The organism is Glutamicibacter sp. AOP38-B1-38 (genome assembly GCF_052377485.1).
Taxonomy (GTDB): domain Bacteria; phylum Actinomycetota; class Actinomycetes; order Actinomycetales; family Micrococcaceae; genus Glutamicibacter.
In genome coordinates this window covers 1-25,366 of record NZ_JBQSWU010000018.1, presented here as the reverse complement: position 1 = coordinate 25,366, position 25,366 = coordinate 1, and the positions used below count along the sequence as shown (strand labels likewise).

At 62.1% G+C, this 25,366-nt stretch carries 20 protein-coding genes; 14 read left to right on the top strand and 6 right to left on the bottom strand.

Annotation, left to right across the window (positions count from 1 at the left end; genetic code table 11):
* Window positions 1–33: 33 nt before the first annotated feature.
* Window positions 34–750 (top strand): L-ribulose-5-phosphate 4-epimerase, encoded by a 717-nt coding sequence (locus tag ACT3TP_RS11740; protein ID WP_444615345.1) that lies wholly within the window; start codon window positions 34–36, stop codon window positions 748–750.
* Window positions 751–791: 41 nt separating this feature from the next.
* Window positions 792–2,303: an L-arabinose isomerase gene (araA, locus tag ACT3TP_RS11735; protein ID WP_096282755.1), complete on the top strand. Its 1,512-nt coding sequence runs from the start codon at window positions 792–794 to the stop codon at window positions 2,301–2,303.
* 52 nt (window positions 2,304–2,355) lie between these two features.
* Here araA and ACT3TP_RS11730 read toward each other — a convergent pair whose 3' ends face one another.
* Window positions 2,356–3,750: a TIGR01777 family oxidoreductase gene (locus tag ACT3TP_RS11730; protein WP_096282753.1), complete on the bottom strand. Its 1,395-nt coding sequence runs from the start codon at window positions 3,748–3,750 to the stop codon at window positions 2,356–2,358.
* A gap of 386 nt (window positions 3,751–4,136) precedes the next feature.
* Here ACT3TP_RS11730 and chvE point away from each other — a divergent pair, with 386 nt between their 5' ends.
* The 4 genes from chvE (at window position 4,137) to ACT3TP_RS11710 (ending at window position 9,150) form a co-directional block, all read left to right on the top strand.
* The gene (gene chvE / locus ACT3TP_RS11725; RefSeq protein ID WP_096282752.1) at window positions 4,137–5,303 is read left to right on the top strand and encodes a multiple monosaccharide ABC transporter substrate-binding protein; all 1,167 of its coding nucleotides are present in this window, start codon (window positions 4,137–4,139) and stop codon (window positions 5,301–5,303) included.
* A 93-nt stretch (window positions 5,304–5,396) separates the two neighbouring features.
* Window positions 5,397–6,935 carry a multiple monosaccharide ABC transporter ATP-binding protein gene (mmsA, locus tag ACT3TP_RS11720; protein ID WP_096282750.1) on the top strand — a complete coding sequence of 513 codons (1,539 nt, stop codon included), beginning with the start codon at window positions 5,397–5,399 and terminating at the stop codon, window positions 6,933–6,935.
* Window positions 6,932–8,113, top strand: a complete 1,182-nt coding sequence (gene mmsB, locus ACT3TP_RS11715) for a multiple monosaccharide ABC transporter permease (RefSeq protein WP_096282748.1) — start codon at window positions 6,932–6,934, stop codon at window positions 8,111–8,113. The genes mmsA and mmsB overlap by 4 nt, the downstream gene beginning before the upstream one ends.
* 92 nt (window positions 8,114–8,205) lie before the next feature.
* The gene (locus ACT3TP_RS11710) at window positions 8,206–9,150 is read left to right on the top strand and encodes an aldose 1-epimerase family protein (protein WP_444620646.1); all 945 of its coding nucleotides are present in this window, start codon (window positions 8,206–8,208) and stop codon (window positions 9,148–9,150) included.
* Window positions 9,151–9,171: 21 nt separating this feature from the next.
* Here the strand turns inward: ACT3TP_RS11710 and ACT3TP_RS11705 are convergent, their stop codons facing one another.
* Genes ACT3TP_RS11705 through ACT3TP_RS11690 form a run of 4 tightly spaced genes read right to left on the bottom strand, consistent with a single transcriptional unit; the run spans window position 9,172 to window position 15,438 of the window.
* On the bottom strand, window positions 9,172–12,300 hold the full coding sequence (locus tag ACT3TP_RS11705; protein ID WP_444620645.1) for a glycoside hydrolase family 2 TIM barrel-domain containing protein: 3,129 nt from the start codon (window positions 12,298–12,300) through the stop codon (window positions 9,172–9,174).
* On the bottom strand, window positions 12,297–13,172 hold the full coding sequence (locus ACT3TP_RS11700) for a carbohydrate ABC transporter permease (protein WP_105553986.1): 876 nt from the start codon (window positions 13,170–13,172) through the stop codon (window positions 12,297–12,299). Before ACT3TP_RS11700 ends, ACT3TP_RS11705 begins: the two co-directional genes overlap by 4 nt.
* Complete coding sequence (locus tag ACT3TP_RS11695; RefSeq protein ID WP_444620666.1) at window positions 13,169–14,086, bottom strand: carbohydrate ABC transporter permease; 918 nt, start codon at window positions 14,084–14,086, stop codon at window positions 13,169–13,171. The genes ACT3TP_RS11700 and ACT3TP_RS11695 overlap by 4 nt, the downstream gene beginning before the upstream one ends.
* A gap of 11 nt (window positions 14,087–14,097) precedes the next feature.
* Window positions 14,098–15,438 carry an ABC transporter substrate-binding protein gene (locus ACT3TP_RS11690; RefSeq protein ID WP_444620644.1) on the bottom strand — a complete coding sequence of 447 codons (1,341 nt, stop codon included), beginning with the start codon at window positions 15,436–15,438 and terminating at the stop codon, window positions 14,098–14,100.
* A gap of 180 nt (window positions 15,439–15,618) precedes the next feature.
* On the opposite strand from ACT3TP_RS11690, the gene ACT3TP_RS11685 reads away from it, so the two are divergent.
* The 5 genes from ACT3TP_RS11685 to galE all read left to right on the top strand — a co-directional run bounded on the left by ACT3TP_RS11685 (window position 15,619) and on the right by galE (window position 20,565).
* Window positions 15,619–16,221, top strand: a complete 603-nt coding sequence (locus ACT3TP_RS11685; protein WP_105553985.1) for a TetR/AcrR family transcriptional regulator — start codon at window positions 15,619–15,621, stop codon at window positions 16,219–16,221.
* Between the two features lie 288 nt (window positions 16,222–16,509).
* A complete protein-coding gene (locus tag ACT3TP_RS11680; RefSeq protein WP_096255223.1) occupies window positions 16,510–17,301 on the top strand; it encodes a DeoR/GlpR family DNA-binding transcription regulator in 792 nt (263 codons plus the stop codon).
* Window positions 17,298–18,413: a galactose-1-phosphate uridylyltransferase gene (gene galT, locus ACT3TP_RS11675; protein ID WP_444620643.1), complete on the top strand. Its 1,116-nt coding sequence runs from the start codon at window positions 17,298–17,300 to the stop codon at window positions 18,411–18,413. The genes ACT3TP_RS11680 and galT overlap by 4 nt, the downstream gene beginning before the upstream one ends.
* A complete protein-coding gene (galK, locus tag ACT3TP_RS11670; protein WP_444620642.1) occupies window positions 18,410–19,606 on the top strand; it encodes a galactokinase in 1,197 nt (398 codons plus the stop codon). The genes galT and galK overlap by 4 nt, the downstream gene beginning before the upstream one ends.
* Complete coding sequence (gene galE / locus ACT3TP_RS11665) at window positions 19,603–20,565, top strand: UDP-glucose 4-epimerase GalE (protein WP_096255227.1); 963 nt, start codon at window positions 19,603–19,605, stop codon at window positions 20,563–20,565. The genes galK and galE overlap by 4 nt, the downstream gene beginning before the upstream one ends.
* Window positions 20,566–20,577: 12 nt before the next feature.
* On the opposite strand, the gene ACT3TP_RS11660 is transcribed toward galE, so the two are convergent.
* Complete coding sequence (locus ACT3TP_RS11660) at window positions 20,578–22,218, bottom strand: amidohydrolase (protein WP_096255229.1); 1,641 nt, start codon at window positions 22,216–22,218, stop codon at window positions 20,578–20,580.
* Between the two features lie 112 nt (window positions 22,219–22,330).
* On the opposite strand from ACT3TP_RS11660, the gene ACT3TP_RS11655 reads away from it, so the two are divergent.
* From ACT3TP_RS11655 to ACT3TP_RS11645, 3 genes are all read left to right on the top strand, one after another.
* Entirely contained in the window at window positions 22,331–22,996 is a 666-nt protein-coding gene (locus ACT3TP_RS11655) for a TetR/AcrR family transcriptional regulator C-terminal domain-containing protein (protein WP_096255231.1), read from the top strand.
* A 348-nt stretch (window positions 22,997–23,344) separates the two neighbouring features.
* Window positions 23,345–24,454, top strand: coding sequence for an APC family permease (locus ACT3TP_RS11650; protein ID WP_444620641.1), 1,110 nt, complete (start codon window positions 23,345–23,347; stop codon window positions 24,452–24,454).
* A gap of 105 nt (window positions 24,455–24,559) precedes the next feature.
* The coding region (locus tag ACT3TP_RS11645; protein WP_444620640.1) for a transposase at window positions 24,560–25,366 on the top strand (807 nt) is incomplete at its 3' end.

The following is a 25,366-nucleotide window of genomic DNA, read 5'->3' as shown; positions in this document are numbered from 1 at the left end:
AAACACTTTCATCCCGGCACTTAGGAGAAACCGATGAGCCACGCTCAAACATTAGCCAGCTACCCGAACACCATGCGTCAAGAAGTTGCCCGCGTCCGTGAGGTCGTCGCTGCCCTGCACGCGGAACTGCCACGCTATGAGCTGGTCGTCTGGACCGCCGGCAATGTCTCGCAGCGCGTGCGGAATCCGGAGGTTCCCGACGGCAGCGCGGACCTGTTCGTGATCAAACCCTCGGGGGTCTCCTATGACGAGCTGACAGCCGAATCCATGGTGGTCTGCACGCTAGACGGTGAGCTCTTGGAGGGTACACGCGCTCCGTCTTCGGATACCGCGGCGCATGCCTACACCTACCAGCACATGCCCCACGTTGGGGGAGTGGTGCACACCCACTCGACCTACGCCACCGCCTGGGCCGCGCGCGGCGAGGAAATCCCCTGCGTGCTGACCATGATGGCCGACGAGTTCGGTGGGCCAGTCCCGGTGGGCCCGTTCGCGATCATTGGCGATGATTCCATCGGCCGCGGCATCGTCCAAACGTTGAGCGAATCGCGCAGTCCGGCCGTGCTGATGCAAAACCATGGCCCCTTCACCATCGGCAAGGACGCCCGAGCGGCGGTCAAGGCCGCGGTGATGTGCGAGGAAGTCGCCCGCACGGTCCATATTGCCCGCCAGCTCGGCGATCCACTGCCGATGCGAGGCGAAGATATTGACGCGCTCTACGCGCGCTACCAAAACGTTTACGGACAATAGCCGCTCGCTGGCGGCCAAAAACTTCAATCCGAAAGGACACCATGAGCAAGGCATATGAATCCAAGGAAATCTGGTTCTTCACCGGAAGCCAGGACCTGTATGGCGACGAAACCCTGCGACAGGTCGCCGAGCAATCGCGCGAGGTCGCCGAGGCCCTGGACGGATCCGAGCAGGTCCCGGCGAAGGTCATCTGGAAGCCGGTGCTCAAGGACGCGGAATCGATCCGCCGGGCCATGCTGGATGCAAACTCGAATGACAACGTGCTGGGCGTAATCACCTGGATGCACACGTTCAGCCCGGCCAAGATGTGGATCTCGGGTTTGAAGGCACTGGCCAAGCCGCTGCTGCACCTGCACACCCAGGCGAATGTCGAGCTGCCGTGGGACACCATCGACTTCGACTTCATGAACCTGAACCAGGCCGCCCACGGCGACCGTGAATACGCCTATCTGGCCACCCGGATCGGGGCCACCCGCACTACCGTGGTCGGCCACGTTTCCAATCCGGCGGTTGCCGGACGCGTGGGCACCTGGGTTCGCGGTGCCGCCGGCTGGAATGCCACCCAGTCGATGAAGCTGGTCCGCTTCGGAGACAATATGCGCAACGTCGCGGTCACCGAAGGGGACAAAACCGAGGCCGAACTGCGGTTTGGCGTCTCGGTCAACACCTGGGCGGTCAACGACTTGGTCGAAGCCGTAGAAGCGGTTGCCGAGGGCGATGTGGACGCGCTGGTAGTCGAATACGAGCGTGAATACGATGTCGCCGCGGAGCTGCGCGCCGGCGGAGTCCGCCACGAGTCGCTGCGCTACGCCGCACGCCAGGAATTGGCCATCGAGTCGTTCCTGCGTGCGCTGGGCGCTTGGGCTTTCACCACCAATTTCGAGGACCTTGGCGGGCTCAAGCAGCTGCCGGGCCTCGCGGTCCAGCGGCTGATGGGCAAGGGCTACGGCTTCGGCGCCGAAGGCGACTGGAAGACCGCGGTGCTGGTGCGTGCCGCGAAGGTGATGGGCGCCGGGCTGCCCGGTGGCGCTTCGCTGATGGAGGACTACACCTATGACCTGACCCCGGGCAAGGAGCTGATCCTCGGCGCCCACATGCTCGAGGTCTGCCCGTCGCTGACCACCGACAAGCCGCGTATCGAAATCCATCCGCTGGGCATTGGGGGACGCGAGGACCCGGTGCGCATGGTGTTCAACGCCGCGGCTACCACCGGCGCCGTGGTGGTTTCGATGGCCGATATGCGCGAGCGTTTCCGCTTGACCGCAAACGTGGTTGACGTGGTGACCCCGCCGCAGGAACTGCCGAACCTTCCGGTGGCGCGTGCCGTGTGGCAGCCGCGACCTGACTTCTCCACCTCGGCGGAGTCCTGGCTGACCGCCGGCGGAGCCCACCATACGGTCATGTCCACGGCCGCCGGAATCGAGGCCTTCGAGGTCTTCGCCGAAATCGCCGGCACCGAGCTGCTGGTGATCGACGAGAGCACCACGCGCCGCGGCTTTGCCGAACAGGTGCGGCTGAACCAGGCGTACTACCGCTTGGCTCAAGGCCTGTAGGCGCACAGGGACCTTAGGTTGGCCAGCACCACCGGGTGCTGGCCAATGCCTATTAAGGCTTGGGCGGAAGCGAGTTTGCCTCGGCTCGGTCTCCCCGGGTCGGTGAACCCAAGCAGTGGGCCAGAGTTTGCTCGATTTGTGCGAAGCGGAAGTGGTGCGCGGCATCCAGCAGCTTCTGCGGGACCACCTGTTGATCTGCCATGGCCAATAGCTTGGCGCCTTGGGTTCCCAGCAGCAGTTTCGGGGCGGCTGCAGGCACCGGAATGATGGCCGGGCGGCGCAGTGCCTTGGCCAAGGCGCTGGTGAATTCGGCGTTGCTGACCGGGTGAGGGGACACCGCGTTCACCGGGCCGCTCAGCTGCGTGTCCCACAAAGCCCGATGGTAGATATCAATGAGATCGTCGAGGCCAACCCAGGACAGGCGCTGTTCTCCCGTGCCCAAGCGGCCACCCAAGCCGGCGGCGAAGATCGGGCGCAGCACCGCGAGCATGCCACCCGAAGGGCTGAGCACCACGCCGGTGCGGATCTGCACCCGGCGCATGCTCGTCTCGCCTTGCCCGGTTGCTTGCTCCCAGCGTTGGACCACGCCGGATAAGAAGTCCGCGCCCCCTACTTCAGGAGGCGACTGCTCATCAATCGGGGCGGCTCCGGCCGAGGCACCGTAGATGCCGATGGCCGAGGCGCTGATGAATCGGGAGACGCCGGAGCGATCCGCCAGCTCAGCCAGAGCCCGGGTGGGTTCGATGCGGCTTGCCTCGATCGCCTGCCGGTGCGAGTCGCTGAACCTGCCGAAGATGCTTGTTCCGGCGAGGTGGATGACCGCGTCGCAATCGTCTAGCAGGTCGTGCTCCGGAGCCAGCGGATCCCAACGTCGTTCGTCCGTGGATTGCGGCGCGCGGCGCACCAGCTTGATGACTCGGTGCCCGCCGGTGGACAAGAAGGCGCATAACGCGGTGCCGACCATGCCATTGCTTCCGGTGACCGCGATGGTCAACGGTTCCAGTCCGGCCTCGGACGCCCGCTCATGGGCGGCGAAATCGGCGGCGAGCTGGCGGTGGCGGTAGTCCAGCATCCGTTCGATCTGCGTTGCGGGCAGATTGGAGCTGACGCGGTCGGTGACGGTGGTGTGCCCGGATCCCGCGGGCTCGGTGAGGTGTTCATGACGCCAATGAGCCACGCGCGTGGGGGCCGCCCGCACGCCGCGAGCCTGCAGCTCGTCGACGAACCGCCGATTCTCGAGGTAGTCGGAGGGCTTGTGCTGGGCGTACCAGCGCAGGCCGCCAGGCAGCCCCAGTGCCGCGGTTCCCCCACGCAAGGAGCCGGCTTCTTCGATGACCTTGAGCGGAAGCCAGGGCGGCAGCAGCCGGCGAATCGCGCCCGGCCGGGCAAACCAGGCGGATACCTCGTCCGGGGGTGCCGGAAGAACGCTGGACCTTTGTGTAGTCATGGCCCAATACTATGTCCGGGATCCCTGCCGCCACGCGCACTGCGCGTCGACGGGCTTGCAAAGGCCATTCTCGCAGGGCTAACTGCGAGGGCTGCCGTGACAAGCATGGCCGTAGTAGCTTTACCTTGTCGTTCCTTGGGTGTTCCGAGCCTGCCATTACACACGCTGAAGGCGCTTCGGCAAGCCCCTTGGCCGCACTGCACCCGGGGGCAGTTAGGCGGTCATTCGCTCATGATCCACGTCAACATGCTGGAACCTCTAGGCTGTCTTGTCCGGTTAATATCAAATTGTTATCATCTGGGGTGGCGCAACTCACGTTGTTAGCGCTAACATGGTGTGAGCCCGGTCGCACTGCCGGGATGAATCGGAATACGCAGGAGGAAAAGATGGCACGGAATAACTGGGCTCGTCGAGCGGTAGCCACGTTTGGATCCCTCGCGCTCGTTGGCGCACTGGCAGCATGTGGCGGCAGCGGTGCCGGCGGTGGCGCGGGTGCCGAAGGCGAAAGCACGGCCCCGGAGGACATCCAGGTAGGCGTCGCAATGCCAACCGAAACCTCCGAGCGTTGGATCGCCGACGGTGAGGCCGTGAAGTCGCAGCTTGAAGAAGCCGGCTACGAGGTCTTCATGCAGTTCGCCAACGATGACATCCCGACCCAGCAGCAGCAGATCGACCAGATGATCACCAAGGGTGCAGACATCCTCGTGGTCGCTTCCATCGACGGCACCGCGCTGTCCACCCAGCTGCAGGCCGCAGCGGACCAGGACATCCCGATCATCTCCTACGACCGCTTGATCAACGGCACCGAGAACGTCGACTTCTACGTCACCTTCGACAACTACAACGTCGGCGTCCAGCAGGCAACCTCGCTGCTGACCGGCATGGGCCTGGCCGATGAGGAAGGCAAGCGCACCAGCAAGGAGGGCAAGTTCAACGTCGAGCTCTTCGCCGGTTCGATCGACGACAACAACGCGCACTTCTTCTGGAAGGGCGCCATGGATACCCTCAAGCCCTACCTGGATGACGGCACCCTGACGGTCAAGTCCGGGCAGACCAAGATCGAGCAGGCAGCTACCCTGCGCTGGAGCCAGGAAGAAGCCCAGTCGCGCATGGAAGACCTGATTACCGCCCACTACCAGGGCGGCAAGACCAAGATCGACGGCATCCTCTCGCCATTCGACGGCATCTCCCGCGGCATCATCACCGCACTGTCCAACGCCGGCTACGGCAAGACCATCGAGGCCGGCCTGCCGATCATCTCGGGCCAGGATGCAGAAATCGCTTCGGTGAAGCTGATCGACGATGGCGTGCAGTACGCAACCATCTTCAAGGACACCCGCAAGCTGGCTACCCAGGCTGTCGAGGCAGTGAAGTCCTACGCAGGCGGCGGCGAGCCGGAAGCCAATGACACCGAAACCTACGACAACGGCAAGAAGGTTGTTCCTTCCTACCTGCTGGATTCGGACATCGTCGTCAAGGACAACATCACCTCCCTGCTGGTCGACTCCGAGTACTACACGGCCGAGGAAGTCAAGGCCGGCCAGACCAAGTAGTCTCCCAGGCCGCAATCCGGTGGGCGGGAGGGCAAGCCGCCCTCCCGCCCACCGGATGCACCGATCACAGCACACACCAAGGACGTCTGCACTATGGACACCACGATCCTGCACATGCAGGACATCACCAAGACTTTTCCCGGAGTCAAGGCGCTGGACGGCGTCAACCTTTCGGTTAGCAAGGGCGAAATCCACGCTATCTGCGGAGAGAACGGCGCCGGAAAATCCACCCTCATGAAGGTGCTCTCCGGGGTCTACCCGCACGGCAGCTACGAGGGCCAGATCATTTTCGAAGGCGAAGAGCTCAAGGCCTCGAACATCAAGGACTCCGAAGCCCAGGGCATCGTGATCATCCACCAGGAGCTGGCGCTGGTGCCGTACCTGTCGGTGGCCGAGAACATCTTCCTCGGCAACGAAACCGCGCGCGGCGGCTTCATCGACTGGAACGAGACCAACCACCGCGCCGCGGACCTGCTGGCCCGCGTGGGCCTGGACGAACTGCCGGTCACCCCGGTAGGCCAGCTGGGCGTGGGCAAGCAGCAGCTGGTGGAAATCGCCAAGGCGCTGAGCAAGAACGTCAAGCTGCTGATCCTGGACGAACCGACCGCCGCGCTGAATGACGACGACTCCGAGCACCTGCTGAACCTGCTGCGCGGACTGCGCGAACAGGGCATCACCTCGATCATCATTTCGCACAAGCTCGGCGAGATCGAGGACATTGCCAACACCACCACGATCATCCGCGATGGCCAGTCCATCGAGGCGCTGGACATGGCCGATCCCGGGTCCAACCAGAACCGCATCATCCGCGGCATGGTGGGCCGCGAACTGTCCTCCCGCTACCCGGAACGCGTACCGCAGATCGGCGACGTGGTCTTCGAGGTCCAGGACTGGTCGGTCCAGCACCCGGTCCAGCAGGACCGCACCGTGGTGGAAGGCGCCAACCTGGAGGTCCGCGCCGGCGAAATCGTCGGCATTGCAGGACTGATGGGCGCCGGGCGCACCGAATTGGCGATGAGCATCTTCGGCCACAGCTATGGCCGGAACATCACCGGCACGGTCAAGATGGACGGCAAGCCGGTGGACACCTCCACCGTGGGCAAGGCCATCAAGGCCGGCATCGCCTACGTTTCCGAGGACCGCAAGAAGTTCGGGCTGAACCTGATCGAGGACATCCGCGTGAACACCACCGCGGCCGGCCTGGACAAGATCTCTTCCAAGGGCTTCGTGGACGGCAACAAGGAGATCCAGATTGCCGAGCACTACCGCAAGTCCATGCGCATCAAGACCCCGAACGTGATGGCGAAGGTCGGGAACCTCTCGGGCGGCAACCAGCAGAAGGTCGTGCTGGGCAAATGGCTGCACACCGCACCCGAGCTGCTGATCCTCGACGAGCCCACCCGCGGCATCGACGTCGGCGCCAAATACGAGATCTACACCATCATCAACGAGCTGGCGGCTGCCGGCAAGGCCGTGCTGGTGATCTCCTCCGAACTGCCAGAGCTCTTGGGCATCTGCGACCGCATCTACACCCTGGCCTACGGCCGAATGACCGGCCAGCTGCCCAGCAGCGAAGCCACCCAGGAACGCCTCATGGAACTCATGACCATCGAGAAGGAAAGCACCCGATGACCATCACAAGCGAGCTGAAGGATATCTTCACCAAGAACCTGCGCACCTCGGGCATTTACATTGCCTTCGTGCTCATCGTGGTGCTGTTCACCATCCTGACCAACGGGCTGCTGCTCAGCCCGATCAACATCACCAACATCATCTTGCAGTACTCCTACGTGCTGATCCTCGCCCTGGGCATGATCCTGGTGATCGTCGCCGGGCACATCGACCTGTCGGTCGGCTCCCTCGTGGCGCTGACCGGTGCGGTCTCCGCGGTCATTGTCATCAAGGGGGATCTGCCCTGGTGGGTCGGCATGCTCGCCGGCATCGCCGTGGGCGCCCTGTGCGGCCTGTGGCAGGGCTTCTGGGTGGCGTACGTGGGCATTCCCGCGTTCATCGTGACCCTGGCCGGCATGCTGCTCTTCCGCGGCCTGACCTACGAAGTGCTGAGCAACGTTTCGCTCTCGCCGTTCCCCGGCGAATACGGCCAGATCGCCGGCGGCTTCCTCAACGGGCTGCTGGGCGGCAACGGATTCGACCTGTTCACCGTGATCATCGGCGTGATCGCCGTGGCCGGACTGTTCGTTTCGCAGTGGCGCAACCGCGCTGGACGCGCCAAGTACGGCCAGAGCGTTGAATCCATGGCCATGTTCCTGGCCAAGAACATCATCTCGGGCATCATCATCCTCTGGTTCTTCTGGCAGATCGCCACCAGCCGCGGCATGCCGATCGTGCTGATCATCCTGGCTGCCCTGATCCTGGGCTACCACGTGCTGACCACCAAGACCGTTTTCGGCCGCCACGTCTACGCCATCGGCGGCAACCTGTCGGCAGCCAAGCTCTCAGGCGTGAACGTGAAGCGCATCAACATGTGGATCTTCATCAACATGGGCCTGCTCTCCGGCGTGGCCGGAGTGGTCTTCTCCTCGCGTTCCAACGGCGCCCAGCCAGGTGCGGGTAACATGTTCGAGCTCGACGCCATCGCGGCCTGCTTCATCGGCGGCGCCTCGACCACCGGCGGTGTCGGACGCGTTACCGGCGCTATCGTCGGTGGCCTGGTCATGGCAGTGCTGTCCAACGGCATGCAGCTGATGGGCGTGGGAGCTTCCACCCAGCAGATCGTCAAGGGCGTCGTGCTGCTTCTGGCAGTCGCCTTCGACATCTACAACAAGCGCCGCGCAGGTGCGGGCAACTAGCATTTGATTAGCGCCAGGGGCCCTCTCGCACGCAATTGCGGGAGGGCCTGTGCGTGCCCGATGGTTTCCCAGCACAGCAGAAGGATGACGAAATGGATCGCCAAGCAATGCCGCAGCAGGACACCGCCAACGGAACGGTGCTCACGCTGCGAGCCCACGGCTTCACCGCGCAGCTGGCCACGGTGGGCGCCACACTGGTGTCCCTGGACTACGGTGGCCGCCCGCTGGTGCGTGCGTTCGACCCGCGCAGCCCGCGGCCGGTCTTTTCCGGCGCCATCCTGGCACCCTGGCCCAACCGCGTGATCGACGGGGCCTACTCCTGGCAGGGCCAGGACCAGCAGCTTGAGATCACCGAGCCGGAGCGCGGCCACGCGCTGCACGGCCTGGTGGCCGATACCAGCTTCGAGATCACCGGGCGCCGCGGCAGCTCCGCCCAGTTGCGCACCGTGATCGTCCCGAACCCCGGCTACCCCTATGAGGTGCAGCTGGTGATCGACTACCGGCTGGAAGCCGGCGGGCTGCGCACCATCGCCACCGCCACCAACCTCGGGCAGGGCACCGCGCCCTTCGCCTGGGGTTCGCACGCCTACCTGGTCGCACCGGGCAAGAAGGCGGATGAATGGACTTTCACCCTGCCAGCCGGCAAGGTGCAGCTCACCGACGGCGCGCGCCTGCTGCCGAAGGAAGTGGTGGAGGTGTCCGGCACCGAGCCGGATTTCCGCACCCCGAAGCCGATCGGGGACCTCTTCATCGATCATGCCTACACCGGGTTGGCCGCCGGCGCGGACGGCTTGTTCAGCGCGTCGATCACCGACGCCAAGGGCCTCGGGTCGCAGATCACCTGGGACGAAGCCTGCCCGTGGGTCCAGATCCACACGGCAGACCGCGATGACCCGGCGCTTGACCGCACCGGGCTGGCCATCGAGCCGATGACCTGCCCGCCCGGCGGCTTCAACTCCGGCCAGGACGTCATCGCGCTGGCCCCGGGCGCCAGCCATGAAGCCAGCTGGCTGATTGGCCCGGTCCAGCCGCGATGAGCGGCAGGGAAGTTCGCGGCGCTACCCGCTCCGCGAGGTTTCGTTCCCTGTCAATCCGGTGATCCGCAGGAGCAAGGAGCGCGCCTCGGGGCGCAGCGCGTCTTCCGGCCAGACATCGGGACCACAGGCCCGGGAACCTACGCCATGCTGGGCCGCATCCAGGTACAGCCAGGAGTTGGTTGGTTCCGGCAGCTCGTGCGGATGGGCAGCGCCGGCAAGCTGCTGTGCCGTGTGGCGGCTGAGCGTGAAACCGGGGCGGCGGTCCAATCCGTCGGGCCAGGCCTCGATGCGCAGCCACGGCGCACCGCCCACGCCGAGCTCCAATTCGCGCAAATCGCTGCGGTGCCCTGTTTCCTGCGGACGTGCGTATTCGACCGGCAAATCGTCAATGCTTGCACTGTAGCGGCCTACTCGTGCCGCCAGACGGCTGTCCGGGTAGGATTCGTGCGGGCCCAAGCCGTACCAGGATGCCGAATCGACCTCCTTGCCCAGTTGGAAACGCACGCCGAATCGGGGCCACACCGATGTCCAGCCTCGGCTTGGAACCATATCGATGCGAAGCCACAGGCCGGACTCGTCCAGGCTCCATTGCTCGTCGACTCGGATGGAGCAGGCCTGGTCCGCTGCTGAATACCTGGTCGCCACCTGCACACGGCCCGGACCGGTAGCGACACTGAGCACCCGCGCCTTCAGCCGGTCCAATCCGGCCGCCGTCCAGAGGTCCGCATTTGACGGACCGGGTTCTCCATTGCCCGGGACTCCGTGCTCATCTTCCTGCCAGGGATCAGAATGGTTATAGCTGCCGAAGTGTGCGCCACGGTCATTGTCGGTGGGTGCGCGGAACAACTCCAGCCGCGGCCCATGCACCGGCTGCCCGGCCAACTCCATGAGCTTGCCCTCGGCGAAAACTGCGGCACCAAGCTGCATCCGGCCATTGTCCAGAGGGATCGATGCTCCGCCCGCATCAGCCGAAGAGGGCAACCGTGCGGGTCGCGGCCCCGGCATTGCGGTGGATGGAGCAGCTATCGGCCATTGGGCGCTGGCCACCTCATGGCCCGCGGCCGCCCACGCTGCATCCTCGGCCAGCCGCGCCTCCACGGTTAACCAGTTTTCGCCTGCGGGCAGGGGGTACGGCAAGGCGAATTCAACCGTGGCAGTTTCGCCAGCTTCCAGCGCGTCGTCAGAGCCGGATACCAAGAATTCTGCACTAGCGACCGGATGCCCGGCCGCTTCCAAGCGCCAGCTGAATGCGAGGTCGCCGCTGTCGGCACTGTGGCGGTCATTCCGGATGCCCAAGCGCACCCGGTGCCCGTCCACGGAGGACAGGGAGAACTTGATCGGGGCGACTACATGCTTGAACTCATGGAGCCCCGGTGAGGCAGTGGAATCGGAGAGGACCAGTCCGTCCATGACGAAGGTGCCATCGTGGAGCTCCTCGCCGAAATCGCCGCCGTAAGCATAGAAGCTCTTGCCATCCGGTGTGCTGGCCTGCAGCCCGTGGTCACGCCATTCCCAGACGAAGCCTCCATGCAACCGGGGATAGCGGTCCACCAGATCCGCATACCGTTGCAATCCTCCGGACCCATTGCCCATGGCGTGCGCATACTCGCACAACAGGAAGGGCCTGGTCCGCTGGCGCGCGGCCTCTGCGGTGGTGCATCCCAGCAGCGGAGCGGTCATCCGGTCCTCTCCAATTGTCTGCACTTCGGGGAACGAAGCGTACATTCGCGAATACACATCGGTGTATTCTCCGGTGTAGTCGCCTTCATAATGCACCGGGCGGCTGCTATCCCGCGCATGGATCCATGCGGACATCGCGGCAAGGTTGGCCCCGGTGCCGGACTCGTTGCCAAGCGACCACATGATGATTGAGGGATGGTTCTTGTCCCGTTCGAAAGTCCGCTCCATCCGATCAAGATAGGCACTTCGCCAGGCCGGGTCGTCACTGGGATTGCCCTGCCAGCCGTGACGTTCAAATCCGTGGGTTTCCAGATCGTTTTCGAGTATGACCCAGAAACCGAGCTCGTCGGCCAAGTCCAGGAGCCGCGGATGCGGCGGATAGTGGCTGGTGCGAATGGCGTTGACATTGAAGCGCTTCATTAGCATCAGGTCTTCTCGTGCGAATTGCTCATCGAACGCCCGGCCGAGGAGCGGGTGGGTTTCATGCCTGTTCACCCCGTTGAAGACGACTTTGCGATCGTTGACCAGGAACTGGTCGCCTGCAATTCTTACCGTGCGGAAACCTAGCCGCAGGCTGATGGTCTCGCCAGTGCTGGAAACGGTTGCTCCATAGAGTTTTGGCCGCTCAGCGCTCCATGGGGAAACGGCGGGCACTTCCACCTCTCGGATATCCTCGCGGCTTTGCCACACTTCGTCGATTTCCAGTTCGGGAACAACGAAACGTAGCGGGAACGCATCGTCAGCGGCCATGATTTCTGGTGTAATGATTCCGGTACCGGAGGAATAGCCGGTTTCTATCCAGAGGTCGTCAATGCTGCCGTGCGGACGGGCCTTGAGCGTTACCGATCGGAAAATTCCCGGGAGCCACCACTGGTCCTGGTCCTCGACGTAGCTCGAAGCGGAGAATTGGTGCACGCGGACAACGATTGTATTTTCACCGGCGGCTACGGCCGAGCTCACATCGAATTCCTGGGCAAGGCGGCTACCGGTACCCCAGCCAATCATTTGCCCATTGACCCATACCTTGTACCGGGATTCAACGCCGTCGAAGCGCAGCACCAGCCGCTCCATTCCGGAAGTCCAGCTCTGGGGCACTTCGAAGGTCCGCCGGTAGTCGCCGGTAGGATTCTCATCCGGTGGATAGGGCGGGTCGCAAGGGAAGGGAAATTGGACGTTCGTGTACGAAGGGCGTCCGTAGGTGCCATCGGCCTGCAATACCCAGTGCCCAGGGACTGCGATGCTTTCCCAGCTCGAGTCGTCATAGCCAGCATCTGCCATGGACTCGGGAAGCTCGCCTGCCGGCAGCAGTCCGCGCCCTCCGGGCGTGCCCGGTACGCCAGGGAGCCAGCGGAACTTCCACTGTCCATCGAGGCTCAGTTCAGGGGCATCACTGTGGGTCCAGGACGTTGCCGGCAGGCGCCGGCCTCCGCCCGGGGCGGTATCGGCCAGATAGGCTGTTGGGGAAGTCATTTAACGGATCCTTCGGTCAGGCCCCCGCGCCAGAAGCGCTGCAGGACGATCATGGCAATGGCCAAGGGAATAGTGGACAGCAAGACGCCGCCGGTGGTCAGCTCGTAGAATTCTGGCAGGCGGTCAACCTGTCCCAGCCAGGTGTTCAGGCCCAGGGTAATTGGATAGAGATCCGAATCGGACAGCATCACCAGGGGAAGGAAATAGTTATTCCAGATTCCGACAAGCTGGAACAGGAATACCGTCACCAGAGCAGGGGACAGGACTCTGAGTCCTATCGTGTGGAAGATCCGCAGTTCGCTTGCGCCATCCAGGCGCGCGGCTTCGAGTAACGCGCTATCCACGGTGCTGGAAGCGTAAACGCGGCAGAGGAACAGGCCGAACGGGGACACCAATGATGGCAGCAGGACACTCCAATAGGTATTGGACAGCCCCATTTCGCTGAACAACAGGAATAGGGGCAAGGCGGTTGCGGTTCCAGGCACGAGAACGCCTCCCAAGACCACACCGAAGACCAGATTGCTTCCGCGGAAACGGTACTTGGCCAGGGCGTATCCGCCAGCTGCAGCAAGGTAAGCGGCAATCAGCGCCCCTGCCCCCGCGTATAGCAACGAGTTCATGAACCAGCGCAGGAAAATTCCGCCGTCATAGGCCAGAACCTGGCCCAGATTTTTCCATAGGACGAAGTCACCGGAGAGGAGGAAACCATTTGTGCTAAACAAGTCCTGGGTCGATTTCGTTGCTGCAACGACGACCCAGTAGACCGGGACCAGGAAATACAATGCGGCTATGGTCAGCAAGGCCGTGACAATCAGAGTCGCTGGTTTTGAAGAGGCGGGCTTTTCGAAGGACTGGCGGCGGATCAGAGTCATGAGGACTTCCTATTGGTCAGGCGCAGGAAGGCGAATGAGAGCGCGAATGCGGCCAAGGCAATGAGAACGGATTGCGCAGCCGCAACATTGTAGTCGTTGTAGGCGAACGCGGTTGTGTAGGCGGAAAGGTTAGGGGTGTATTGGCTGTCGATGGCGGGTGCGACACTCATGAGAACTTGCGCTTCGGCGAAAAGCTGCAAGGTGCCAATGATGGAGAAGACCGTGGTCAAGACCAGTGCCGGGCTGATGAGCGGCAGCTGGATATGCCATGCCACACGCAGTGGACCCGCCCCGTCCAAGCGTGCGGCTTCGTAGATCTCGCCGGGAATTGCCTTGAGCTGCGCGATGATGATCAGCATGTTGTAGCCCGTGTAGCTCCATGTCACGATGTTGGCGATGGACCACAAGATGCTCTGTGGCCCGAGGAAATCGACTTCCAAGCCGACGGCTGAGGCGGCATCGATGATCGGGCTCAGGCCGGGAACATAGAGGAATGACCAGAGGATAGTGGCAATGACCCCCGGCACGCCGTAGGGCAGGAAGTACGCCGCCCGGAAAAAGGCCGGCCATTTGGCGCTCGCCGACTCAAGCAGCAGAGCCAGGACCGTGCAAAGAAGGATCATGATGGGAACCTGCACGATGCCGAACACGATCATGCGGCCAATCGAAGCAACGAAGGCTTCGTCTCCCAGGGCTTGCGCGTAATTGCCGAATCCAGCGAATTCGCTGTGCACGCCGGCTTCTCCGAACAATCCGCGCCGTGTGATACGGGTGAAGCTGGCTTGTATGGCTGCAATGATGGGCAAGATGAAAGTCAGGGTGAAGAGCGCGAGGAAAGGCGCGAGCAACAGCCACGGGGCGAGCTCAAACCTGCTTGGTGAGGGACCACGTTTTCTCCGGGTGCCTCGGGTGATGGTCGGCGTGCTCACGATGCCTCCTTGCGGATCTTCAGGCCCTTGTTGCGGAATACCGCAATGATTTCCTGCTCTGCGGATACCACCGAATCGACCAAGCTGGTTCCGGCGGCTTTCCGGCGGAATCCGTCGGAAAGGATATTGAAGGATTGCTGGGTGACCGGCCACCAGCTCCAATTGGGATTCTGCGATTTGCTGGCTGGGACAATTACTTGCTTGTTGTACGATTGCCCGCCGAAGAATTCGGAGGGGCCTTCGCGCGACTCGCCGATGATGCCCGGAACCGGTGACCAGCCAATGCCGCTGTGCGCGATTTCGTTGCTGATCCCGGCTTCCGTGGACGTCATCCAGGCGGCGAACTCCAAGGCCTCATGCGGATGGCGGCTATTAGCCAGAACCGCAACCGTCGATCCGCCCAGGTAGCTGGAGCCGTATCCGCCCGAGGTCCACTTCGGCATCGATGCGACCCTCCATTTGCCCTGTCCGCCAGCGACAGAGCTGACAAGCGCATCAGCCCAGTTCCCACTGGTGACAGAGGCGAGCTGGCCGGATGCAGCCGCAGCATACCAAGACGGGCTGAAGGGCGAGATCGCGGTAGTTACGACATCTTCGTCGATGGCCCGGTCGAAGAACCTGGCGACTTCCAGTGTTGCGTCGTCGGTCATATTAATGACCCAGCCGTCGTCGGATGGCTGAAGCCATTGGGCTCCTGCTTGTGCCGCGTAGGACACGAAGTAGGAGGCATCACTGAGGGAGAAGCAGTCGATGTAGCTGTTGGCTTGACGCAGTTCTGACCCGATCTCGGCCCATTGCGCCCATGTTTCCGGGGCGACGGCGCCGACTTTGTCCAGAGTTTCTGGCTGGTAGAACATTGCCATCGGCCCGGAATCCTGAGGCATGCCGAATATTCCGTTGGGAAAACTGACCTGGCCCCACAGTGACGGATCATATCGGTGAGCGTACTGCTGCGCACCGTACGCCGCGAGATCCACGACGCCATTGACGAGCATGAACTCCGGGAGGGTGCGGAATTCGATTTGGGCCAGATCGGGTCCTCCGCCTGCTGCGAGAGCAGAGTAGAGCTTTGGGTATCCGCCTTGATTTCCACTGGGGATCCAAACCGCCTCAACATGGATATTCGGATGCATGGCGTTGAAAGCATCTGCGACTCGCTGGATATCCTTGAGCCAGCTCCAATATGTCAGCCTGACTTTTTCTCCTGGGGCGGCCGGCGCAATGGTTGGCATGGCATCTGCAGACCGGGGGCCTGCGGTGCCGCATGCAGTCATTACGCCCAGTGCGGCGGCGCCCAGGCCGGCCTTGAGAAGGCGGCGTCTTGTTGTCAATGGCATCCGTGCTCACTTAAAAGTAGTTTTTTTATGGTGCCCGGGACGAGGGCATGTGAAATAGGTTACTGCAAAAATCGAGTGATTACTCAGTTTTGGTTAAATTTCTTGTTTTTCGATCATGCTGGCTTGCTAGGCCGATGCATCATTTTCGAATACTGCTGGGCCTACCTACACTGAGTAACTGTGACGAGCAATGAATCCGGCCGCCGCCGGCGCGGTCCATATGCCAAATCTGCAGCCCGAAGGGAACAGATCGCCCAGGCTGCCCTCCAGGTATTCGGCGCGCGGGGGTATCGCGGCGGAACTGTGCAGGATGTTGCCGACGCGGCAGGCATGAGCCAAACCAGCGTTTTGCACCACTATCCGAACAAGCAGGAACTTCTCATTGCCGCTCTCAAGCGCCGCGACGCCGTCACCGACGGCACGCCGGGCACTGGTGAGCGCTTTGCCCAGTCCATTGTCGAGCAAGCGCAATTCAACGAGGGTGCCGCGGAGTTGATCGAGCTCTACGCAGCCCTTTGCGGGGAATCAACCACTTCCGATCATCCGGCGCGCTCGTATTTCGAGGCCCGCTTCGAGCGCTTGCGCGGCGAGTACGGCGCTGAATTCGAATTCATGAAGAGCATTGGTCGGCTGCGCCCCGGGGTGGACCCGCATGTGGCGGGAGCGTCGCTGCTGGCCCTGTGGGACGGGATCCAAGTGCAGTGGCTCTTGTCTCCCGACGATGTTGACATGGCTGGCACCCTCAAGGCGTATCTGGACCTGGTCATTTTGCCTGAATCATGAGGGGTGTTTGCCGAAATTGGCTCCGGGGCGCCGTAGCCGCGCGAAAATCCAGCTCCCCACTGCGCGCGGACTTGGCGCAAGCAGGGCGAAGCACTTGCAGCGGCACGCCGGAGCGATGATCGCGAAGTATTTTCGGGGCTGATATCTACGTTCTCGGGCTGCCCGGCAAGTGGACGGTTCTGGTTGAAAATATGTTCAAATGTGTTCAAATATGTTTGAGTGTGTTTGAATTAGGGGTGTATCGCTTTACGGAGCGTGTTATTTCAACCTGTCTGCCAAGGAGTCCCGATGAGCGAGAACTTCCCAACCCAGCGTCGACGGCGGATTCTGGATAGAGTTCGTGCCAACGGTGCAGTCAAGGTAGCCCAGTTGGCTGAGGAATTTGGCGTTTCGCACATGACAGTGCGCCGTGACCTGGACCGCCTGGTCAAGGACAGCGAATTGCATAAGGTCCACGGAGGCGCACTGCTCCAGGAATCTGCGTCTGCTGAAGAGCCGGGATTCCAGCGCAAGTCAACTCTGCAGTTGCCGCAGAAGGCGGCCATTGCCCGTGCGGCGGCGCAAATGGTTGAACCAGGAATGTCCATCTCCCTTACGTCGGGGACTACGACCTATGAGGTGGCCCGTCTGCTGCGGGCAGTCCCCGACCTCACGATTGTGACCAACTCTCCGCGCATCGCCGACCTCCTACAAGATGCCCCGGCTGCAGGTCAGACCGTGCAGCTCACCGGTGGCCTGCGAACGGTATCCGACGCGTTGGTCGGTCCACTGGCCACTGCGGCCCTGCGGACACTGCACGTCGACCGATGCTTCATGGGGGTCCACGGGTTCAGCGTCCAGGACGGAATCACGACACCGAACATGCTCGAGGTGGAAGTCAATCGACTTTTCCTGGAACGCTGTGACAGCCGCGTGGTCGTCGCGGATTCCAGCAAATGGTGCTTGGCCGGTTTGTACTCCAGTGCTCCATTGCACGAAATCGACACACTCGTCAGCGACGACGGCTTGGACGAGACGGCCGTCGAGGAACTCCGCCAGCACATCGAGAACTTGAAAATTGAAAAGGTGGTCGAATCATGAGCGTTACCGGCAGGATCCCTTCTGGCCTGATATCACACCGGGTCCATCACCTGGCCGATGGCCGCGAGGCGATCTTCTTCGCCGATGCCAATGCCATCGCCCCCGAACCGGCACCCGACGCCAGGGCGCTGGATCCGCGTGGGGAACCTGGACAGCTGCGCTACGACCGGTTGACCGGAGACTGGGTAGCCGTCGCGGCCCACCGGCAGTCGCGCACCTACCTTCCGCCCAAGGAAGAATGCCCGCTGTGCCCTAGTACCCAGGGCCGCCACAGCGAAATTCCGGCCGAGGATTTCCACGTGGTGGTTTTCGAGAACCGCTTCCCCTCGCTGGGACCGGATCTGGGCCGGATCCCGGCCGCTGCTCCGGTGCAGGTTCCTGCCCCGGCCTATGGCCGCTGCGAAGTCGTGGTGTTCACCCCGGAGCACGAGGGTTCCTTCGCCTCGCTGGATGATGCCCGGGCGCGCACCGTCATCGACGCGTGGGCGCAGCGTACCGCGGCCCTGTCGGCGATGGAAGGCATTGCCCAGGTGTTCCCATTCGAGAACCGAGGCCAGGATATCGGCGTGACCCTGCACCACCCGCACGGACAGATCTACGCCTACCCCTACCTGACCCCGACCGCCACCAAGATGGCCGCCCAAGCGGTGGGCCACCTGGAGAAGACCGGACGCACCCTGATGGGCGACATCCTGGACTTCGAACGCAAGGAAGGTACGCGCATGGTTGCTGCCGGCGAGCACTTCTCCGTGTTCGTGCCTTTCGCTGCACGCTGGCCGTTGGAAGCGCACCTGGTGCCGCATCGCCACGTGCCGGACTTCGCCGCGCTCAATGAGGCGGAGAAAGACGAGCTGGCCGTGATGTACCGCGATCTGTTACGCGGATTCGATGCCCTCTATGAGACTCCCACCCCGTACATTTCCGCCTGGCACCAGGCGCCGGTGGCAGGCAAGGAACGTGAAGCTTCCCGCCTGCACCTGCAGCTGACCAGCCCGCGCCGGGCCGCCGACAAGCTCAAGTTCCTGGCCGGCTCCGAAGCGGCCATGGGTGCATTCATCAACGACGTTCCAGCCGAGCAGACCGCGGCACGACTGCGCGAGGTCATGCCATGAGCATCAGCAACTCCAAGGAAACCACGCAGCGCATGGCCGCTTTGCACCAGAAGTTCGCCAAGATCTACGGGCACCAGCCAGAAGGCATCTGGCGCGCCCCGGGACGGGTTAACCTGATCGGCGAGCACACCGACTACAACATGGGTTTTGTGCTGCCCTTCGCCATCGACAAGAATGCGCTGGTGGCTGTGCGCCGCAAGACGCAGCTCGACGCGGATCGCCAGACACTGGATTTCGCGTCTACCTACGGGTCAGGGGAACACCCGCCGATCACCTCCATCACCTTCGATGAGCTGGTGCCCCGCGCGGTTCCCGGCTGGGCAGCGTACCCGGCGGCCGTGCTCTGGGCGCTGAACCAGCTCGAAGGGATGGAACTTGGCGGGATCCAGCTGCTGGTGGACTCCGATGTTCCGGTGGGTTCGGGACTGTCCTCCTCGCACGCCCTGGAAGTGGCAACCATCGTGGCGTTGGATGACCTCTACGAGTTGGGCCTGTCCAAGGTGCAGATGGCGCAGTTGACCCAGCGCGCCGAGAATGAATTCGTCGGCGCCCCGACAGGCATCATGGACCAGAGTGCCTCGCTGATGTCCCACGCCCAGCACGCCCTGTTCCTGGACTGCCGTTCCATGGAAACCCAGGCGGTGCCACTGCCGCTGGCACAGCACGATGCGGTGGTGCTGGTGATGGACACCCGGGTGGAGCATTCGCATGTTGATGGCGGGTACGCCGCCCGGCGAGCCAGCTGCGAGCAGGCCGCCGCCGCCTTGGATGTACAGTCGCTGCGCGAAGTCAACGCCGTGGCCGAGCTTGAAGCCATCGAGGATCCGGTAGCCAAGCGGAGGGCCATGCACATCGTGACCGAGAACCGCCGCGTGCTGGACACCGTCTTCGCACTGCGCGAAGGGGACCTGGAAGCCGTGGGCAAGCTGCTCTACCAGTCCCATGAATCCATGCGTGATGACTATGAGATTTCCAGCGTAGAGCTGGACGTAGCCGTGGAAGCGGCCATGGCGGCCGGGGCGATCGGCGCGCGGATGACTGGTGGAGGGTTCGGCGGCAGCGCGATCGCACTGATTTCCGTGCAGCAGATTGCTCCGGTCAGCCAGGCGGTAGAGACCGCTTTTGAACGGGCCGGGTACGCGCGGCCCGCCATTTTTACCGTGATTGCAGACGAGGGAGCAGGCAAAGCATGAGTTGGCTAGTGACCGGCGGAGCCGGATATATCGGATCGCATGTGGTGCGCTCGCTGACTCGGGCGGGACTGGAGCCGGTGATCGTGGACTCGATGTCCAGCGGTGTCCGCGGATTTGTGCCAGAAGAGGTGCCCTTCTATTCGGTGAGTGTGCTGCAAACCGAGAAACTCACCGAAATCATGAAACGGCACGAGATCTCCGGGGTGATCCACCTGGCCGGCTACAAGTACGCCGGGGAGTCGGTTAAGCATCCGCTGCTGACCTTCGAGCAGAATGTCACCGGCACGGCGCATCTGCTCGAAGCCATGGAGAATGCCCGGGTGCAGAATATGGTCTTCTCCTCCTCGGCCGCCGTGTACGGCACCCCGGATGAGGACCTCGTCACCGAGGCGACGGGCACCTTGCCAGAATCCCCGTATGGGCAGAGCAAGCTGATCGGTGAGTGGCTGATCCGCGACCAGGCGGTGGCCCACGGATTGCGGCATACCTCGCTGCGCTACTTCAACGTGGTCGGTTCGGGAAGCGAAGAACTCTACGATGCCAGCCCGCACAATCTGTTCCCGCTGGTTTTTGCCGCGCTGAACGCGGGCAAGGTCCCGAAGATCTTCGGCACGGACTACAACACGGCCGATGGCACCTGCGTACGGGATTACGTGCATGTGGCCGACCTGGCTCTGGCGCATGTCGAAGCGGCCAAGAAGCTGGCGGCCGGAGAAGAGCTGGAACCGGTCTACAACTTGGGTTCCGGCGACGGGGTCTCGGTACGCCAGATCATGGATGCGGTGGCCCGGGTGACCGGCGAGGAGTTCACCGCCCTGGAAGAAGCCCGCCGGCCGGGGGATCCCGCGAGGATTGTCGCCGATGGCAAATTAGCCGCCCGGGACCTGGGCTGGCAGATGCGCCACAGCCTGGATCAGATGGTGGACAGTGCCTGGCGGGCCTCGGCGCATCGGCGCTGAGCAGGTGCTTACCTAGCTCGCGCTCGCCGGGAGCGGTTCGGGCGAATCGAGTTCCGCATGGGTATCCACTCGAACGCCGTCCAGGTAGGTTCCAAGCACCTCGACGGTACACAGTTCCTCGGGGGAGATCGCCAGCGGATCTGCCGCGAAGACGGAGAGGTCTGCTGGCATGCCCAGAGTCAGGCGCCCGCCGGTCGTGCCGGTGCTTTCATAGACGTTGGCGGTGTAGCCTTCCAACGCCTCTCGTGCCGAGAGCCGGTGGCGTGGTTGTGCGCTGTCGCTGTCGGGCACCTCGGTACGCCGGCGGGTCTGCGCATCGGCCATGATCAACCGCGGGTCAAAGGGGGCGATAGGCCAGTCGGAGCCCAGCGCCAGCACCAGTCCGGCGTCCTTGACGTCGCGTAGCCGGAATGCAAACTGCGCGCGGCGCTCACCGAGGCGCCGGGACCAGGCGTCCGAGCCGTCGGCGCGCACAAAATGGGTGCAATGCGTAGGCTGCATGCTGATGGTTGCGCCCGAAGCCTGCAGCCGGGCGAAGTCCTCATCATTGATTTCTTCCAAATGCTCAATGCGGTGCCGTAATCCATCCTTGGGCAGGGCGGAAATCGCCGAAATGACAAAACCGATGCCCCGATCCCCAATGGCATGCGTGGTGGTGGTAATTCCGGCCGCGGCTAGCGCATTGAGATTCCTGAGGTACTGCTTCGGATCCAAATACAGTGAATCCATGGATTCGCCTTCGGTATCCGGTTCGTAGAGCCACGCGGTGCCGTTGTCCACGGTCCCGTCAATCATGAGCTTTGCGCCGCGCACCTGCCAACGCCGGCCGTGTTGTCCCTGTAGCTCGATGATCCGTTCCAGCGCTTCGGCGCCGTCGCTCGCCATCAGCCAAGGCGCAATCCGCAGCTTGATGGGAAGATCGCCGTACTGTTCGAGGCGTCGGAAGACCTCTAGGGAATCGGGGTCGGCAAAATCGAGCATTTCTCCGCCGGTCAGCCCGCTGGCGGCCATCTCGCGCAGCAGCCGGTAGACGGCGTGCACCTTGTCGTCAATGCTCAAAACGGGCAGGGAGCTCTCGACAAGCGCCATGGCAGCAAACTCCCGCAGGAAGCCGGTGGGATTGCCCTGCAGGTCAACCACGACGCTGGAACCGTCGGTAAAGCTTTCCGTGCCGCTGATGTCCGCAAGCTGAAGCATTGCCTGCGAAGCGAGAGCCGAATGGGCATCGAAGCAGGTGACGTAGCTTGAACGGCCGGGTGCTGCCGCTTCGAGAAACTGCCCGTTGGGTTCGGCCGATCCGAAGATCGCCACATTCAGCCCATGTCCCAAAAGGATCTGATCGGATTCTCGCGTGCGTGCATACTCAGCGAAAAGGTGGGTCGCTTCTTCCACGGTTCGGGCATCGCCGAGGAAAATTCCGCGGGTGACAGACTGACCGAAAACCGGGTGGATATGCGCATCGACGAGCCCCGGGGTGATGGCGGCATCGCCGTGGTCGATAATTTCCGTATCGGCGGTGAGCCAATCCCGCGACTGGTCACGGTTGCCGAGATGCGAGATCACTCCGTCGGTGATTCCCAGTGCGGTTATTTCCTGCTCCTGAGTCAGCGTGTGTATGGTCGCTGCGTACAGCACCGTCTGGGGTCCGTGCATGGTTTCACTCCAAGATATTAATAGTGTTAATTATTTTTGAGTCTAACCTCGGAACCACCGAGTGTCCATGGTTGGATGGAGGTGGAATTGTCGAAGAATCGGGATGGTCTGAATGTCGCAACGAGTCGCCGGCCGGCCGGCCACGCCAATCCTGTCGCAGCAGGGAATTGTCGATGCCGCTTTCGCCCTGCTTCAAGACGTGGGGCCGGAAGAATTTTCCATGGGGCGGCTGGCCCGCGCCTTGGATGTGCGGACACCGGCGCTGTATAACCACGTGGAGAATCGGCAGCATCTGGTGAACCTGATGCGTCGAGACATGGTGCGTTCCATCGACCGAAGCATGCTTGCCGACCTGCCCTGGACCGAAGCGCTCTTCCACTTTGCGGTGTTATTCCGCGAAGCCTTGCTCCGTGTTCCCGCAGCCGTTGAGCTGATTGTCGCTACACCGATCTCCGAAGAGTCCGAATCGGGAGTGATCTACGAAGAGATGGGACGGCTCCTGCGCCGTGCAGGTGTTGCCGTGCCGAGAATCTTGATGGTGATGGTTGCCATTGAGTCGCTGGTGGTCGGCGCGGCATTGGACATCGTGGCACCCGGCGCGCATGTTGCCGCGCTACCCGAGCAGGGCGGTGAAGGCGGTGGCAACAGCCACGGGGAAGTCATGGAAAGCGGGGAAAAATATGCGCGGCAGGCTCGATCCACGGTTAGCGATCAATCCTTTGAATTTGGGCTACGTGCCATGATTGCTGCCATCGAGCGGGAAGTCGCCCAGCCTTAGTCTCGGTCGGGTTGAGCTGTCGCCATGTTTCAAACAAATTAATCTTATAAATTTCTTTTGAACATCGAGGTTGACTGAATGGGCTTCTTCGAGTTTTCCGAGTGATCAAAAAGTTCCAAGTCATTCTGCCTAAGTTGGCCGTAATTGCAGGGCTCAACTCGTTCTCCCGGTCGATCTCATGAGCTTTGAACGCCTTGCTGGCCACTATGACCCCCTTGCTAATGGTGAGGCCTATCACTACATTAAGTGAACGGTCTTCATTATTTTCGATGGTGCGCCTTCGCGTGCTGGAAAGTCCGTCGCTTCACGCGGCGGCAGCAGCGGGGCACCTGCAGAGAGGTAACGGTCATGAAACAGGCTCAGCAATATACGGAGGGCGTGACGGAGGCACCCACGCAGATGAACCGGGTACTGGGGCTTCCAAACCTCGTGCTCTTCGGCATGGTCTACATGGTGCCGCTGACGATCTTCAGTACCTATGGAATCGTCACGGAAATTACCGGCGGGCGGTTGCCGGTGGCCTATCTAATTACCCTGATAGCTATGCTGTTCACCGCCCGTTCCTACGGGCTGATGTCACGGGCATTTCCCGTCGGGGGTTCCGCGTATGTTTATGCACAGCGGTCATTCGGTTCAAATATCGGGTTCATGGCCGGTTGGGCATTGCTGCTTGACTACCTCTTTTTACCCATGATCAACTACCTGCTCTTGGGGATCTACCTCAACGAGTTTTTCCCGTCGATACCTCCGTGGGCCTTCATGCTAGCCGGGATGGCGCTGGTTACCGTGCTGAACATTATCGGCATCGTCTCGGTGGCCCGGACAAATATCGTGATCATCGGCTTCCAGTTCCTGTTCATCATCCTCTTCATCGGATTCTCCCTCGCGTACCTGCGGGGTCAAGCCACGGTAGATCTGTTTGCGCCCCTGCGGGGGACCGGGGACCCGGGTGGCTTTGCTCCGCTTGCCGCGGGAGCGGCAATTTTGTGTCTCTCGTTCTTGGGGTTCGATTCAATCACGACGTTCGCGGAAGAGGCACGCAATCCCAAGCGGGATTTGCCAAGGGCCATCGTGCTCACCACCCTGATCTGCGGATTTCTGTTCGTGGTGCTGGCCTACGTCTCGCATCTTGTCTACCCCAGCCACGAATTTACGAACGCTGATTCCGCTTCCATCCAAGTTGTCTTCGCGGTCGGCGGGCAATTCCTGTCGATCTTCTTCACGGCTGGTTTCATTTGCGGTGCAATGGGTTCTGCCTTGGTATCGCAGGCATCGGTGTCACGGATCCTCTACAGCATGGGCCGCGACGGGGTGCTGCCGCGCCGAGTATTCGGCTATCTTCATCCGCGGTTCAAGACTCCAACATTTGTCATCCTGATCGTTTCCGCCGTCTCACTCACCGCGCTTTTTGCCAGCCTGGAAATGGTGTCCGCCATGATTAGCCCGGGTATTTCATGAAGGCCGGTAGTCATTAACTGACTTAAAAGATGAAAAGGTGACCTGAACTGGGAAAATGGGAGTGTCTAAGCTTCCAAAATACCCGTTCGAAGGATCACCTTTTCTGTGAACTATTCTACCCACGTTTTCCCTGCCATCTCGACCCAACTCACCGGCCAAACCTTGGTCTCCCATGCAGGGTTGTCGGTGCTGACCAGTTTCCTGAATGCGGTGGACTTCCGCCGCGTTTGCGAAGACAGGTTCAGCCAGTTCGTGCCAACCACCGCGACCCACCGGCCGGGAAAGATCCTCGGCGCCCTAGCTCTGTCCTTGGCGGCTGGCGGCGAGCAAGCCACAGATATTGACCAGCTACGAGCCGCACCAGAGCTCTTTGGCTCCGTGGCGTCGGATGCCACGGTCAGCCGGTTCATGGGCCGGATCAAAGATCAGCCAGAAGCTTTCTCCTACGGGTTCGCCACCATGACCCGCAGCCTGCGCACCAAAGTCTGGAATGCTGCCGGGCCGCGGAATCCTGCCCGGCAGGCCACGGCAAAGAACCCTTTAACCATCGACATTGATGCCTCGTTGGTGCACGTTCATTCCGAGAAACAAAATAGTGCTGGCACCTACAAAGGCGGATACGGGTTCTCACCGATGATCGCCATGGCAGACTATGGCAAAGCCAACGGCACCGGCGAAGTCCTCGCCGTGCAGTTGCGCCCAGGCAACCGGGGCGCGAATTCCGCCGCCTCGCATATCGAGGTGCTCAGCCAAGCCCTAGCCCAACTGCCTGAAAATTTCTATGACGAGGACGGGAACCTTCGTGGTGAGAAGATCTTGGTCCGTACCGACAGTGCCGGCTCTTCCCGCGAGTTCTTGCACCATCTGGATTCATTGGGGGTCCAATTCTCCACCTCGTATTCTTTGCCGGTG